The sequence below is a fragment of the Mitsuaria sp. GD03876 genome (genome assembly GCF_029840635.1).
Taxonomy (GTDB): domain Bacteria; phylum Pseudomonadota; class Gammaproteobacteria; order Burkholderiales; family Burkholderiaceae_C; genus Roseateles.
This window is the reverse complement of the sequence record NZ_JAOCCU010000004.1, coordinates 99631-114773: the sequence shown is the minus strand read 5'-3', so window position 1 is coordinate 114773 and position 15143 is coordinate 99631. Positions and strand designations below refer to the sequence as shown.

10 protein-coding genes are annotated in these 15143 nt (G+C 64.8%); 9 read left to right on the top strand and 1 reads right to left on the bottom strand.

What is annotated here, in order from left to right:
* Nucleotides 1–93: 93 nt before the first annotated feature.
* The 4 genes from metH (at nucleotide 94) to N5D62_RS04145 (ending at nucleotide 6004) form a co-directional block, all read left to right on the top strand.
* Complete coding sequence (gene metH, locus N5D62_RS04160) at nucleotides 94–2862, top strand: methionine synthase (protein ID WP_279756299.1); 2769 nt, start codon at nucleotides 94–96, stop codon at nucleotides 2860–2862.
* Between the two features lie 156 nt (nucleotides 2863–3018).
* Nucleotides 3019–3687, top strand: coding sequence for a glycine zipper 2TM domain-containing protein (locus N5D62_RS04155; RefSeq protein ID WP_279756298.1), 669 nt, complete (start codon nucleotides 3019–3021; stop codon nucleotides 3685–3687).
* Between the two features lie 187 nt (nucleotides 3688–3874).
* A complete protein-coding gene (locus N5D62_RS04150; RefSeq protein WP_279756297.1) occupies nucleotides 3875–4762 on the top strand; it encodes a beta-1,6-N-acetylglucosaminyltransferase in 888 nt (295 codons plus the stop codon).
* Between the two features lie 75 nt (nucleotides 4763–4837).
* Nucleotides 4838–6004: a hypothetical protein gene (locus N5D62_RS04145; protein WP_279756296.1), complete on the top strand. Its 1167-nt coding sequence runs from the start codon at nucleotides 4838–4840 to the stop codon at nucleotides 6002–6004.
* Nucleotides 6005–6106: 102 nt separating this feature from the next.
* Here the strand turns inward: N5D62_RS04145 and N5D62_RS04140 are convergent, their stop codons facing one another.
* Nucleotides 6107–6967: an ATP-binding protein gene (locus N5D62_RS04140; protein ID WP_279756295.1), complete on the bottom strand. Its 861-nt coding sequence runs from the start codon at nucleotides 6965–6967 to the stop codon at nucleotides 6107–6109.
* Here N5D62_RS04140 and N5D62_RS04135 point away from each other — a divergent pair.
* From N5D62_RS04135 to N5D62_RS04115, 5 genes are all read left to right on the top strand, one after another.
* Nucleotides 6912–7643, top strand: coding sequence for a TnsA endonuclease N-terminal domain-containing protein (locus N5D62_RS04135; protein WP_279756294.1), 732 nt, complete (start codon nucleotides 6912–6914; stop codon nucleotides 7641–7643). The genes N5D62_RS04140 and N5D62_RS04135 overlap by 56 nt on opposite strands.
* A complete protein-coding gene (locus N5D62_RS04130) occupies nucleotides 7636–9597 on the top strand; it encodes a Mu transposase C-terminal domain-containing protein (protein WP_279756293.1) in 1962 nt (653 codons plus the stop codon). Before N5D62_RS04135 ends, N5D62_RS04130 begins: the two co-directional genes overlap by 8 nt.
* A 2-nt stretch (nucleotides 9598–9599) precedes the next feature.
* Nucleotides 9600–10505, top strand: a complete 906-nt coding sequence (locus tag N5D62_RS04125) for a TniB family NTP-binding protein (RefSeq protein WP_279756292.1) — start codon at nucleotides 9600–9602, stop codon at nucleotides 10503–10505.
* A gap of 1572 nt (nucleotides 10506–12077) precedes the next feature.
* Complete coding sequence (locus N5D62_RS04120) at nucleotides 12078–12926, top strand: hypothetical protein (protein ID WP_279756291.1); 849 nt, start codon at nucleotides 12078–12080, stop codon at nucleotides 12924–12926.
* Nucleotides 12927–13082: 156 nt separating this feature from the next.
* Complete coding sequence (locus N5D62_RS04115) at nucleotides 13083–15026, top strand: hypothetical protein (protein ID WP_279756290.1); 1944 nt, start codon at nucleotides 13083–13085, stop codon at nucleotides 15024–15026.
* Nucleotides 15027–15143: the final 117 nt, after the last annotated feature.

Genomic DNA, 15143 nt, shown 5'->3' with positions numbered 1-15143 from the left:
GCACCAACAAAGACGGGCTCGACCGGTAGAATGCACGCCGTTTCCGCTACCAGCAATGCCGCGTTCGCGGCATTGCGGCAAGAACCCGCCGCCATGTCCGCCCCGACCTCCGCCGACGCCTCCGCCCCCGACCTGTCCACCCGGCCCGCGCCGCCGGCGATGAAGCTCTCCGGCCTGGAGCCGGTGAACATCGGCGCCGGCACGCTGTTCGTCAACATCGGCGAGCGCACCAACGTCACCGGCTCCAAGGCCTTCGCGCGGTTGATCCTGAACGGCGAGTTCGAGGCCGCGCTCGGCGTCGCGCGCCAGCAGGTCGAGAACGGCGCGCAGGTCATCGACATCAACATGGACGAGGCCATGCTCGACAGCAAGGCCGCGATGGTGCGCTTCCTCAACCTGATCGCGTCCGAGCCCGAGATCGCCCGCGTGCCGATCATGATCGACTCGTCCAAGTGGGAGGTGATCGAGGCGGGCCTGAAGTGCATCCAGGGCAAGGGCATCGTCAACTCGATCTCGCTCAAGGAGGGCGAGGCCGAGTTCCGCCGCCAGGCCCGGCTGATCCGGCGCTACGGCGCCGCGGCGGTGGTGATGGCCTTCGACGAGACCGGCCAGGCCGACACCTACCGGCGCAAGACCGAGATCTGCGAGCGCGCCTACCGGCTGCTGGTCGACGAGATCGGCTTCCCGCCCGAGGACATCATCTTCGACCCCAACATCTTCGCGATCGCCACCGGCATCGAGGAGCACGACAACTACGCGGTCGACTTCATCGAGGCCACGCGCTGGATCAAGCGCCACCTGCCCGGCGCGAAGGTCAGCGGCGGCGTGTCCAACGTGTCGTTCAGCTTCCGCGGCAACGAGCCGGTGCGCGAGGCCATCCACACCGTCTTCCTGTACCACGCGATCCAGGCCGGCATGGACATGGGCATCGTCAACGCCGGCATGGTCGGCGTCTACGACGAGATCCCCGCCGACCTCCGTGAGCGCGTCGAGGACGTGGTGCTGAACCGCCGCCCCGATTCGACCGAGCGGCTGCTGGAGGTGGCGGAGTCGGTCAAGGGCGCCGCCAAGGACGACAGCGCCAAGCTGGCCTGGCGCGCGGGCGACGTCGGCGCGCGGCTGTCGCATGCGCTGATCCACGGCATTACCGATTTCATCGTCGAGGACACCGAGGAGGCTTGGCAGGCGATTCGCGCCGGCGGCGGCCGGCCGCTGCACGTGATCGAGGGCCCGCTGATGGCCGGCATGAACGTCGTGGGCGACCTGTTCGGCGCCGGCAAGATGTTCCTGCCGCAGGTGGTCAAGAGCGCGCGGGTGATGAAGTCCGCCGTCGCCCACCTGGTGCCCTACATCGAGGAGGAGAAGCGCCAGATGGCGGCCTCCGGCGCCGACGTGCGCTCCAAGGGCAAGATCGTCATCGCCACGGTCAAGGGCGACGTGCACGACATCGGCAAGAACATCGTCACGGTGGTCCTGCAGTGCAACAACTTCGAGGTCGTGAACATGGGCGTGATGGTCCCGTGCCAGGACATCCTGGCCAAGGCCAAGGTCGAGGGCGCCGACATCATCGGCCTGTCCGGCCTGATCACGCCGAGCCTGGAGGAGATGCAGCACGTCGCGGCCGAGATGCAGCGCGACGACTACTTCCGCGTGAAGAAGATCCCGCTGCTGATCGGCGGCGCGACGACCAGCCGCGTGCACACGGCGGTCAAGATCTCGCCGCACTACGAAGGCCCGGTGGTCTACGTGCCGGACGCGTCGCGCTCGGTGGGCGTGTGCTCGGACCTGCTGTCGGACGAGCGCGCGACGCGTTTCCTCGACGAGCTGAAGTCGGACTACCAGAAGGTCCGCGAGCTGCATGCCAACAAGAAGCAGACGCCGCTGGTGACGCTGGCGCAGGCGCGCCAGAACAAGCACCGCGCCGACTTCACCGCCTACACGCCGGCGGTGCCGCGCTTCATCGGGCGGCGCCAGTTCCGCAACTACGACCTGGCCGAGCTGGCGCAGTGCATCGACTGGGCCCCGTTCTTCCAGACCTGGGACCTGGCCGGCCCGTTCCCGCAGATCCTGAAGGACGAGGTCGTCGGCACCGAGGCGCAACGCGTCTTCAGCGACGGCAAGCGGATGCTGCAGCGCCTGATCGAGGGCCGCTGGCTGACGGCCAGCGGCGTCATGGGGCTGTACCCCGCCGCGCAGGTCGGCGACGACGACATCGAGATCTACAGCGACGAGACGCGCTCCGAGGTGCTGATGACCTGGCGCGGGCTGCGCATGCAATCCGAGCGGCCGGTGGTGGACGGCGTGCGCCGGCCCAACCGCGCGCTGGCGGACTTCATCGCCGCCAAGGGCACGGTGCCGGACTACATCGGGCTGTTCGCGGTCACCGCCGGCCTGGGCGTCGAGAAGAAGGAACGCCAGTTCATCGACGACCTGGACGACTACTCCGCGATCATGCTCAAGGCGCTGGCCGACCGGCTGGCCGAGGCCTTCGCCGAGCGGCTGCACCAGCGCGTGCGCCAGGAGTTCTGGGGCTACGCGCAGGACGAGGCGCTCAGCAACGAGCAGCTGATCGCCGAGGCCTACCGCGGCATCCGGCCGGCGCCGGGCTATCCGGCCTGCCCGGACCACCTGGTCAAGCGCGACCTGTTCCGGGTGCTGCAGGCCGAGGAGATCGGCATGACGCTCACCGAGGGCATGGCCATGACGCCGGCCGCCAGCGTCAGCGGCTTCTACTTCGCGCATCCGGAGGCGGCGTATTTCAACGTCGGCCGCATCGGCGACGACCAGGTCGCGGACTGGGCGGCGCGCATGGCGCTGGACCAGGCGGACGCGCAACGGGCCCTGGCGCCGCTGCTCGGCTGACGCCTGGGCGCAACGAAAACCGCAGGACGCGGCCTTGTCCTACAGGCTACGTTTCACCCCTTTACAAACGGAACAGAACCACCCACCCGCGACTTGTAACAGCGTGGCATTCTTCGCTCATCCCCCGGCGTAGGGGTAAACCATAAGAGGTGAATCATGGCGTTGACTACCAATCACAAGATCGCGGCAGGTGCCGTTGGGGCGGCCGTGCTGGTCGTGGCGGCCTTCTTCGCGGGGCGGCACCAGTCGGCCCCGTCCATGCCCGAGGGGCCCGTGGCGGCGATGAACGAGCCGCAGAACAACATCGTCGACCGCAACGGCGCGAATTCCAACGACGAGTCGCGCGCCGCCCGGCGCTCGGCCGACGACGCGCTGAACCGCAACAACGAGCCGCGCCGCGTCGCGCAGCAGCAGCCGGCCCGCGACAGCGGCTCCACCGGCTATGCCGAGAACAACGGCCAGGGCGGCACGGCGCAGGCCGATTCCCGCCTGTGCGCGGCCTGCGCGACGGTCCTGTCGGTGCGCACGGAAGCGCGTGAAGGCCAGGGCACCGGCATCGGCGTGGTGGGCGGCGCGGTCGTGGGCGGCCTGCTGGGCAGCGCGATCGGCGGCGGCACCGGCAAGAAGATCGCCACGGTGGGCGGCGCGGTCGCGGGCGGCTACGCCGGCAACGAGATCGAGAAGCGCCAGCGCAGCACGACGGTCTGGGTGGTCAAGATGCGCAATGCCGACCAGTCGGTCCGCACGATGCACTTCAGCCATGACCCGGGCGTGCAGAACGGCGACATCGTCCGCGTCAGCGACGGCAACCTGATCCGCCAGTAAAGCGCCGGATTCGAACGCCTGGCGCGGCGAACCCGGCCGGGCGTTCGAGGGCGTCGATGCCCGACGCCTTGGACCCGAGCGGGCGGGGCCGGCGAGGCTCCGCCTGCCACCCTCGAGCGATTACGATGCCGCTCCCGCCGGCCGACGTTCCGATTCGCCGGCCGCTTCTCTTGAATGGCTGGCATCGGTGAACTCGACCTCCCGCGGCGACGGCAACGTCCCCCACAAGCTCATCGTCCTGATCCAGGCGCACGCCAACGTCGACCTGCTGAACCGGCTCATCGACCGCCTGGTCCATCCGGACATCACGATCTACGTGAACGTCGACCGCAAGTCGACGATGCCGGTCGATCGCATCGATCCGCGCGCCCGGCTGATCCGGGAACGCGTCAGCGTGCACTGGGGCGAGGTCTCGGCCGTCGAGGCGACCTTGCAGGCGCTGCGGGAGATCCTGGCGGCCGAGCCGGCCTTCGACCACCTGACCTTCATCAGCGGGCAGGACTACCCGGTGCGCCGGCCCGAGGAGATCCTCGCCCGGCTCGCGCCGCACAAGGGCGAGCAGTTCCTCCAGCACGATCCGATCGTCGAGCGCACGCATTTCGCCGACCGGTACGGCTACTTCCACCACTGGCACGACAGCCGGATGCCGCCGCTGGCCTACAAGCTGCTGCGCGGCGTCATGAAGCGCCTGGGGCTGCGGCGCCGGATGGTCGGCGGCCTCGCGCCCTTCGTCGGCGGCTGCTGGTTCACGCTGACCCGCGACTGCGCGGCGCATCTCGTCGAGCGCGCGCGGGACGAGCGGCTGATGCGCTTCATGCGGTCCACCCGCTACTGCGACGAGCACTTCTTCCCGACGTTGATCTGCAACTCGCCGTTCGCCGGGCGCATCGTCAATGACCCGCTGCGCTTCGTCGAATTCGAGGCGGGCGAGGCGCATCCGCATCTCCTGACCGACGCGCACTTCGACCGCATCGTGGCGTCGGACGCGCTGTTCTGCAGAAAGATCGATCCGCGCGGCAGCGCGTCGCTGATGGACAGGCTCGACGAGCGGCTGGCTTCCGCCGGCAAGGGCTGAGCGCGCCTTCCGTTGCGCGTGCATCGCTTCGGGTGAGCTGTCGCCGGCACCGGCGACGCGGACCACGATGGCCCGATGCCAGTTCAACTCCCCCCTTCCGGCCAGGGCGCACCTCGCCTCGGCGACGCCTGGTCGTCCGCCGTCGACACGCGTCCGGCGCCTCCCACCTCGCCCTCGTCCTCGACGTCGACATCCGCCGTGCCGGACTCCGGCGGCCTGCGCGCCCGACGGGCGCCGCTGCCGGGCGATGCAAAGGCCTCGGCGCCGCCTCGCGGCGCGATGCTGCCGTCCACCTCGGACGCGGGCGCGAGCCCTCCGAAACCGCTGCGCGGGCACGATCTGCCCACTTTCCCGTCGCGGACCGCGTCGCTGCCGGAGCAGCAGCTCAAGGCCAACGAGGGCCTGAGGGAAAAGATCGACCTGGGCATGTTCCCGTACCAGCGCATCGCGCAGGGCAACTACCAGCCCAACGACGCCTTCGCCACGGCGGTCGCCGACAAGGTCTGGACGTCGTCCGAGCGGGCGTCCCGGCCGGGTTCGAAGGGGCTGTTGCCGTCCAGCCAGGTGGAGCGTCCGGCGGGCACGCTGGTCGACACCTCGAGCGGCCTGGTCGGCTCGCTGCTGGTCAACGACAAGACCCAGGACATCGGCATCGTGTTCGGCGGCACGACGGCCGGCCGGGTGGCGGGATCGCCGGCGCGGCTCGCGCTGGGCAACCTGGAAATGGCCCTTCCGCAATGGACGGCCAACGCCAAGACCGCGCTGGGGCGACCGACGAAGAGCCATGACCAGGCGCGTCGCATCGTCAGCGCGGTGAAGGAGCTGCAGCAGACGCCGCAGTTCAGCCACCTGGCCAATTACTCGGTGTCGACGCTGGGCCATTCGAAGGGCGGCGGGGAAGCGGCCTCGAGCGGGCTGGCCAACTATTCGCTGAAGTCGCCGGTCGAGGTCACCGGGTTGTCCTCCGCGCCGCTGAACGACCGGCAGTTGCGCGAGTTCGCCAAGCTCGGCATCGATGTCGCCAATGCGGAGCAGCACGTCAACGTGTACTCGGTGAAGCTGGACGTGGTGCCCAACCTGGGGAACCTGCTGCGAGGTGTCGGCGCGACGGCGGTCGGGACCGAGCACTTCTTCTCCGCCGGGCCGCTCGCGGATCCGCTGACCCGCCATGTGAAGAGCGACCAGATCATCAAGGCGGCGCTGGATCGGCAGGATGACGCGATCCGGCACGCGGCTGGATGAGGTTGGCAGGCGTCGTCTGCGACTGCCTCAACCAGATCGATCCCGATGACCGGTGACGCGATGCCGGCGGCGTCGCGGCCGCCGGTCCTGCGTCGGTCATCCTCAGTCATCCCGGCCCGGGAGCGCCCGGCGCCACTGGATCGCCTCGGACACGTGCTGGCTCGTGACGACGTCGCTGCCTGCCAGGTCCGCGATCGTCCGCGCGATGCGCAGCACCCGATGGAAGCTGCGCGCGGACCACGCCAGCCGCGCCGACGCGCGATGCAGCATCGTCTCTGCCTCCGGCGCCATCCCGAGGTGCGCGTCGAGTTGCGCCGCGCCCAGCTGCCCGTTCGCACAACCTTGCCGGGCGATCGCGCGGTCCCGCGCCGCGGCGACGCGCGCGGCGACGACTGCGCTGGTCTCGCCGTCCGCCGCCGCGGACAGGATGGCCGGCGGCAGCACCGGCACCTCCACCGTCAGGTCGATGCGGTCCAGCAGCGGGCCCGACAACCGGTTCTGGTAACGCGCCACCTGGTCCGGCGAACAGCGGCACGCCTTCGTCGGATTGCCGAGATGGCCGCAGGGGCAGGGGTTCATCGCGGCGACCAATTGGAATCGGGCGGGGAACTCGGCCTGGTGCGCGGAACGCGAGATGTGGACGCGGCCGGTCTCCAGCGGTTCCCGCAGCGCTTCCAGCGACATCCGCTGGAACTCGGGCAACTCGTCGAGGAACAGAACGCCGTGCTGCGCGAGCGTGATCTCGCCCGGCCGAGGCGGTGAGCCGCCGCCGATCAGCGCCGCTGACGACGCGCTGTGATGCGGCGCGCGAAACGCTCGCCGGGTGTGACAAATTTCCATTGCTGCGACTGAGTTACACGCCTGACAATCACTTAGCGCGGTTCTCCTCGAAATTGCTGCGACGCAAATGAGCAAATTAGCTGCGACTGCCAAGAAGATTTCTTCAAATAAGTGCGACTCCACCGACCTGCCTCGGTCGGTTCGCAAGATTCCGCGGTCATACCGCAACGTCACGGGCCATGTTTTCTTCCGCGACGGGGAGCCAGGCGTCCCCTTTGAGTCGCCGCTTGAGAAGGATTACCTTCTTTTGCAGCGCTTCAGCCTCGCCGTAGCGCACGTGGTTTCACAGCCGTGCGCGGTAGCGTTTGTTGGGCCAAGCGGGCGTAAGTACACCTACACGCCGGACTTCCTGGTGACGTACCGGCACACGCCAGGCAGCTTGAAGCAGCAGCGGAAGCCCCTGCTGGTCGAAGTGAAGCCCACGGCGGACTGGAAGGCGAACTGGCGAGAGTGGAGTGCGAAGTGGAAGGCTGCTCGACGCTACGCGATCGAGATGGGCTGGCGCTTCACGATCATGGATGACCGACGCATCCGCACCCTAGCACTGGACAACATCAAGTTTCTGCGCCGCTACGAAGACCTGGAGTTCGAAGAGGCGCTCAACCTCTGCATCCTCGAAGACCTTGAGGAACTTGGCCTCATCGAGTTCGAGTACCTACTCAACAAGTACTTCACCCCGGCCCATCGTGCAGAAGGCGTCGCGCAACTTTGGAGTCTGGTCGCGAACCGAAGGATCGAATGCGATGTCTGCTGGCCGTTGAACCTCAACACCGAACTGTGGATCCCGACCAATGAGTGAAGCCATCGAGAGCGAAGCGGGCTCGACCAGCGCCGTGACGAAGAATCTGGCAACGTTTTCCACCGGTCCGGGAGCCTTGGTCAAGCACGCGAGCGGGATCTTCCGTGTCGTCGAGGTTCTGGGGCTTGAGTCAGTGTTTGCGCGCAACGTCGACACCGGGCGCCCTGACGTTCTGCGCCTCTTCGAGCTCGAACCTCTGGGCAATGAGATCCCTCCCATGTCGATGGAAGACATTGCGGCGGTGAACGATGAGGACTGGCAGGTGGCCCGCGCCCGATTTGAAATCATCCGCCCGCTCATTGAGGCGGGTCATCTCACCCGCAGCGTGGTGTCCGAGCACGCCGCCCGCGTCGGCAAGGACACGTCGACGCTGTATCGCTGGTTGAGCAAGTACCGAAACTTCGATGCTGTCTCCTCGCTGCTCGAGGGAAAACGAGGTTGGAAGAAAGGGAACTGGCGCCTGGATGCGCACGCCGAGCGGGCTCTGCGAGCTGTGATCGATGAGTACTACATGACCGCGGAGGCACCATCCCTCACGAAGACGCACCGCCTACTTGCAATCAAATGTCGTGAGTACAAAGTTGAGGCACCGAGCCCAACCGCGCTGAAAGCGCGCATCGACGCCATCCCTCTTGAAGAGCGGATGAAGAAGCGCGGGAAGAAGGAGGCTGCGAAGCAGCGCTTTCAGGCAACTCCTGGCACCGCACCCGACGCGGACTTCCCGCTTTCGCGCGTTGAGATCGACCATACGCGTGTGGACGTCATCTTGGTGGATGACGTGTACCGCAAGCCCATCGGCCGGCCTTGGATCACCTTGGCCATGGACGGGTTCAGCCGGATGGTGCTGGGCTTTTATCTCTCCTTCGACGCTCCCTCCAGGACGTCGAGCGCCATGTGCATGGCGCATGCAATCCTGCCGAAGGAGGAAGGGCTGCTGAAGCTCGGCATCGATGCTGTTTGGCCGGCCTGGGGGCGCCCTAAGCTGATTGTCTCGGACAACGGCCCAGAGTTCCGATCGAGTGACTTCATCCGGGCCTGCACGGAGCTGGGAATTGACCTGCATTGGCGGCCCGCTTGCACGCCGAGATTCGGCGGCCGCATCGAGAGGCTCCAAGGGACGCTGATGCGAGAGATTCACGACATACCGGGTACCACGTTCTCCAACGTTGGACAGCGCGGCGAGTACGACTCAGAAGGTCGGGCGATCATGAACTTGTCCGAGTTCGAGCGGCAGTTGGTGAAGGTGATCTGCAACGAGTACCACCGTCGTCCTCATTCCGCGATCGGCATGACTCCCCTGCGCAAGTGGGAGCAAGGTCTCCTTGGCGGACCCACCGCGCGTGGGACAGGTCTGCCGAGCAGGACCCAGGACAAGCACGCGTTGATGCTGCACTTCATGCCGTCGTTTGAGCGCACCATTCAAAAGGATGGTGTGACGCTTGATAACCTCCGCTACTTTGATCATTGCCTTCGACCCTGGATTGGTCAGGAGGATTCGGAAACCAAGGCGAGCCCGAAGCTGCGGTTCCGCCGAGACCCGCGGGACCTTTCGGCGCTCTGGTTCTTCGACCCGGACGTCAAGCAGTACTTCCGCGTCCCCTGGGTCTATACAGAAGACAGCATCAGCATCTGGGAACACCGGCGGGCTCAGAAAGAGCTGAAGGACCAGGGGTTCGATCCGGGTGACGCCGATGCGGTCTTTGAGTCCATCAAGTCTCGACGGGAAGACATTGCTGAGTCGGCAGCAAAAACCAAGCGGGCGCGTCGAGAACAGCAACGCAACTCAGAACACCGCAAGGTTGCAAAGTCGGCAGGGTCACACCCACCGTCCGCGTCGCCCGCCGCCGCGAAAGGCTTCGTGTCCTCGTCACCACCGACCGCTCGGCAGAGCGGCGAGGTGGGTTTTTCCGGGATGACTGACGCGCCTATCGCTCCAACCCTGGACATCGGTTGACCATGAATAGTCCAGCTTCTTCTGGCCCGTACGACCACGTCAACGAGAAGTTTCGCCATGTGATGCAGCTGACGGATGCCCAACGTCTCGCATTCATCGAAGAGGACCGCTGGGTAGGCTACGGACGAGCGAAGGAGGTGTTGGACGTCTTCACGGGTGTTCTCAATGCACCGTCGCGCATACGGCCAAAAAACTATCTGCTCATTGGCGAGCCCAACAACGGGAAGACCACGCTGGTGCACCGCTTCGTCCAGCAATGCGGAGAGCCGTTCATTGATGAGGAGCGGGAGGCAGTCAAGCCGGTGATCCTCGCGCAGGCGCCTCCCACTCCAGATGAGAAGGGGTTGTATGCGACCATCCTTGACCAGTTCTGGACGGCATATCGAGCCTCGTCTCCAGCGATTACTCTGCGCAATCAGGTGGTCCAGCAGTTGCGTGACTGCAAGGTCAGGATGATCTTCATCGACGAGTTCCACAGCTTGCTAGGCGGGACGAGGAAGAAGCAAGGTGACGTGATGAACGCGATCAAATACCTGTGCAACGTCTGCCGGGTCCCCATCGTCGGGATCGGAACTGCGAATGCGGTCCAAGTTCTGTACACGGACCCGCAGCACACCAGCCGATTTGAGATTTTGCCGGTGCCGCTCTGGGACGCCGACGAAAAGTTTCAAACGCTGCTCGCTGGGTTTGAAAGTGTGTTGCCGCTGCGCAAGGCGTCGCAACTGTCGACGGTCAGGCTGGCAAGCCTCCTCCACACGAACTCTGGCGGAGTTCTTGGTGATCTGCAGTTCCTTCTTCAGGAACTCGCCAAGAATGCGATCAAGACAGGCATCGAGCAGATCACTGAGGATGCCATCCGCGCGAGAGGCGTGTACCGCACCGCGAAGCTGCGAGGCAAGGCTGCCTGAAGGCGATTGCGTGATCCGCCTTGTTCCAATCCAGGTAGACGAGACGCTTTCAAGCTGGCTTCTGCGCTCCGCAGTCGCAGCGCACTGCGAACCACTCACCTTGACCGGCGTGATCTGGCCAGGCTGGCGGGCATGGACGGTGGATCTGGATCGCGGACTCAGCGATGCCCGCTTAAACGCGTTGCATCGAGCATGCGGTGTCGACGCGGAGCAAATTCGCGCTTGCGAGATGCGCGAACTGCTGCGGCCCTTGGGCGCTTCGCTTGGCCACGCGGAGCCCGTCTGGCCTTGGCTGGCGGCAAGGGGAATGCGCAATCGCAGGAACGCGGGCGGCCAGCCGTTTTGCCCCGAATGCCTCGCGTCGGATGTCCGCCCCTATCTCCGTAGAGCATGGCGTGCGGCATGGAATGTGGGCTGTTTGAACCACGGTTGCGAACTCCTTGAGCACTGCTGCAAGTGCCTGGCCGTGCATCAACCATTTCGCGACACTCCTCGTCCCGTGAGCCTCACGAGCTGCTGGAACTGTCAGTTCGATCACCGCAGTGCCATCGCGAGTCGCTTGGACCCGTGGGCCGCTGAGATGCAGGCACGGGCGGACACCGTGCTGAAGTGCGGCACAGGTGTCCTCGGATCGCTCGAAGTCGCGACGCCTGCATGGTTCGCGGTTCTGCAGCACTGCGTTCGGCTCAAGCAGCCTAAGGAACTGATGGTGAACGGCAACCCTCCGGTACCGATTGGGCCGGGACTTCGCTTCGAACTGCTATCCGTGCGTGAGCGCCATCTGCGTCTTGGCCGGGTGGCAGGTCAGCTGGCGCAGATTACGCCGCAAGATGTGTCCTGCTTACTGGCGGGTCCACAGCATCCTCGACCAGGTGAGAAACGTAGGAGCCCGACGTTCAGGCCGAACTCGGGTGCGCGGCCGGCGGGGTTGGTCCGCCAGGAATGGGCGCGCCTTCTGCGCCGCATGCATCGAGCCTACCTATGACCGAAAAGAGCATCATCTGCGGAGGCTGCGATCACGCGATTGATCGCGCTCACAAGGTCTACCGTGAGATTCCATACTGCAACACCTGCTACTCGCGGCTGTTCAAGCGACGGTTGTGTGGTGGCTGCGGCATGTTCAGTCGGCTCTTTGTGCGCGAACCCGACGCTGTGTGCACGGCGTGCATCAAGAAGCAGCCGTGTGTGCGGTGCCGTCGTTTCGGGCAGCCGCTAGGAAAGCTCACGGCGAACGGCCCTGCGTGCTCGAGTTGTCGGACCTATTTCGTTGACGAGGAGCCGTGTGAACGCTGCAACCGTCCATCAGCGCGGTTGTCTCGCCGCCACGGCAATCCTGAAGCTCCGCGACTTTGTCCGGGATGCAACAACGACCACCACACCTGCAGCAGCTGCCGGCGATCGCGGTCATGCACTGCCACCGCGGATGGAAGATGGATCTGCAAGAAGTGCGCGGAGAACCCCTCGGCACCTTGCGGAGCCTGCGGGAGCGCGGTCGCCGCAGGGGCGAATGGCCGGTGTGAGTGCTGCTACTGGACGCAGAAATGCTCGATCGATGCGGACCAGCTTTCGCATATGGTCTCGCGTGCCAGCATCCAAAAGCGCTTCAAGGAATTTGCGGCTTGGGCGGCCACAACAACGGACCCCAAACGCACGGCGCTGTCACTGCCGCGCCATGTAGCCTTCTTCGTCAAGCTGGCTGCTCTCCCGGAGCGCAACGATGGTGGCTGGCGCTCCGATGATCTGCTGGGCCATTTTGGAACGCAAGGTTTGCGCACGCACCTGCTAGCGGCCAGGTGGTTGTCGGAAGTGCTCGGAGTCGAGATCGGTGCCAAGAAGAAGATACAAGCGTCCGAAGCCAGGCGCTTCGAAGAGCAACTCTCTGAGCTACCAGAGCAGCCGTTGCCTCGCCAAGCGTTGATGGCGTTTCATCAGTTCTTGAGCAAGCGAGTTGCACAGGGAGATATCTCGGTGCGGACCGCGCGGCTGTCGTTTAGACCCGCCCTCGATCTGGCATCTTTGGCAGGGGACCAGCTCCCGGCGCAGGATGACGTCACACACTACCTCATGAAGGCGCCTGGTCAACGCGCCGCGCTCTTCGCCTTCGCGACATTCCTTCGAGAGACGCTCGGTGTCAACCTTGCGGTGCCGAAATCCAGCGCTCGCACGATCTTCCACAGGCGCCGTCGACAACTTGAGGTGCAGATCCGGCAGATGCTGTTCGAAGAGGACCGCTCTGCCGATTTCGATCAGCGCTGGCGGCCGGTGGCGCTCATGTACTTCCATTGGATCTCCCTTAAGCAAGCTCAGCACTTGCTGACGGAGGGAAAGCTCTTTAACGCATACGGTGGCGTGGAGCTTGAGCATGGCGCGGAACGGTACTGGATCCCTGATCCGTCTCCTATGTATCGCGGTTCAAGGTGACCACCAGCTGAGGCGCACGCTTGAGTCGCCAGGCCGCACCTACCGTGCGCACTCGTGACGAACTTGGCGTTTGGGTGAGGGGCACGCTGCACTGCTCTTGGACGAGGCGACGGTGAGGCAATACTTTGCCCCAGAGCTTTCTCAAAACCCGCAACCGTGCCTGATCTGATCGACCGAGAAGAGGTAATACGCAGTCCCGAATTGGCGGCCCTGGGGCGCCGCAAGCTGAGCGAGGGGAACAAGCAAGACGAAGCCTGCGTCGTTTGGTGGCCCCTGGGCACCATGCAGAACCCCCGGAAGGACGTGGCGCTGCCGCATATCGAGGTGCTCTTTCGCGGCCTCAGACCGGACAACACGTTCGGCGAGTTTTTCTCCAGGACCATGGCGATCACGTCGCTGCCCCTACTGTCGATCGGCTCGATCTGGTCCAACAAGCGTTCGACGAGTCAAATCCGTTACCAGCGCAGGTTGTTCACGGTGGACTTCTCGGACGGGAAGTACGACTTCGTTTCCATGGCTGAGTCGGGTGGAAGTTTCCCTTTCCCGCCCGAGAAATACCTTCTGCGAAATCACGACAAAGACCGTAGCAAGATGGTCCGGCTCACAACGGCGAATGGGCGAACGCTCTTGATTCCCGCCGCCGTGTTCCTTGCTCGCTGCTACGGCAGATCGGGTCGACTCACGAGGCTGTTGACGCAACATCCACTCAAAAACTGCCTTCCCATGATGTGCTCGGCGATCCTTGGGTCGTCGTCTTCGAGGTGGCAACTGCGGCTCCATCCGGGCATGTATCAGGATGACGCCCTGCTCCTGGGGCATCTGCTCTTCGAAGAGCAAACACGCCAGCGCGTCAACGAACTTTTTCCGCAGTTGCAAGCCGTTGTCCGCCCACGAAATCCTGCCACTGCGACAACCGGTAGCGCGGACCGTCGGTGGTCCGAACATGAGAGCGAAGACTGGTTCCGTGAAGTTGCATTCCCGAAGATTCATCCCTGGTGGCACGGGACGGCACAACTCGAGGTCGAGGGATTGCAGGTCGATGAACGGACGTTCCTTGGCCTTCGAATCACCGGGATGTCGCAGCCGTCGGGCCCGCCGATCGAGGTCGTTCGCGACCAAGCGTTGACCGAGGAAGACGACGGTGTCGACGAACGCCGCGAAAACGGAGAGATGGGGCCCGGCGGCTATTACCGACGCCAATTTGACGCCGACGACAAGGCGGAGGCGTCCCTTGTCGATCTGGAAGCGCCCACAACTTCATCCGGCTCGGTGCTGATGCGGGACCCAAAGATGCAGATCCTGGGTGTGGCTCGCGAAATAGTGAGCCGAAGTCAGGAGGGGGGCGAGCGCAAGCCCCGCGGGACGCTCATCCCCCAAGAGGAACCTGCAGATCAAGCGTCAGCCGCAGAACGGGGGGGATCTCAAGCTGGCGGTGTGAGCTATGCGTCGCACCACTCTGCCATTGAGCTGAAGTCGTACGGGACCCTGCGTGACCTCTGGGAGGGGCTGAGGTTCTTGGCCACGGAGCATCCACAGCAGGTGATGACCTTGAGCTGGTTCACGCGCGAGGACGACTTCGTGCAGGTGAATCCACGTTGGGACAGCAGGCCTCCGCGACTTCAGCCTCTTCGTATACCTGGCTTGAGCGACCATGAGGGCTCGCCGGCGGGCGATAGCTGGGGTTACGTCGACGTTGATCGCAGGGCTCCTCGTGGAGTTCTGGTCGCGCGTGTGACAACGCCCGACCGGACGATCTTCATTCTTGATGTCGAACGGCGGAGCAAGGTAACTCCGGATGGTGGGCTGGAGGAGTTGAAAAACGATGAGTACAGCGGGTTGGTGCTGGTCCTGAAGCGCCCCACAGCTGTTGACGGTTGGCTTCCTCGTGTCCTTGAGGCCATTCGAAAACATAGAGGCGTGATGAGCCGAGTGCTTCCCTACTGCCCTGGGGATCCGAAGGACGACTTCCGTCATAGCAAGGCGAAGGACGACCGCGTGTCCGGTCAAGCAGCGGCGCGCAACGCTCTGAGCAAGGGCGGCGTTGAGTTGGGGAAGCTCACGTCAAAGCAGCGCGTGAAGCGTTCAAAATCGAGCGGCTAGCACCGGAGGGCGGCTGGCCGGCAGCCGTCGTTCAGCGCTCGGTCCCATCGTCAAGCTGCGGTTCTTCTCTCCCTAAATATCGGAGCGAAGAAGTCTCGCATCGGGACGCCGAGCACC

What these genes read in the sequence shown, in the direction of transcription:
- metH (WP_279756299.1), top strand. Translation starts at nt 94, where the DNA reads ATGTCCGCCCCGACCTCCGCCGACGCCTCCGCCCCCGACCTGTCCACC.
- N5D62_RS04155 (WP_279756298.1), top strand. Translation starts at nt 3,019, where the DNA reads ATGGCGTTGACTACCAATCACAAGATCGCGGCAGGTGCCGTTGGGGCG.
- N5D62_RS04145 (WP_279756296.1), top strand. Translation starts at nt 4,838, where the DNA reads ATGCCAGTTCAACTCCCCCCTTCCGGCCAGGGCGCACCTCGCCTCGGC.
- N5D62_RS04135 (WP_279756294.1), top strand. Translation starts at nt 6,912, where the DNA reads ATGAGCAAATTAGCTGCGACTGCCAAGAAGATTTCTTCAAATAAGTGC.
- N5D62_RS04130 (WP_279756293.1), top strand. Translation starts at nt 7,636, where the DNA reads ATGAGTGAAGCCATCGAGAGCGAAGCGGGCTCGACCAGCGCCGTGACG.
- N5D62_RS04125 (WP_279756292.1), top strand. Translation starts at nt 9,600, where the DNA reads ATGAATAGTCCAGCTTCTTCTGGCCCGTACGACCACGTCAACGAGAAG.
- N5D62_RS04120 (WP_279756291.1), top strand. Translation starts at nt 12,078, where the DNA reads ATGGTCTCGCGTGCCAGCATCCAAAAGCGCTTCAAGGAATTTGCGGCT.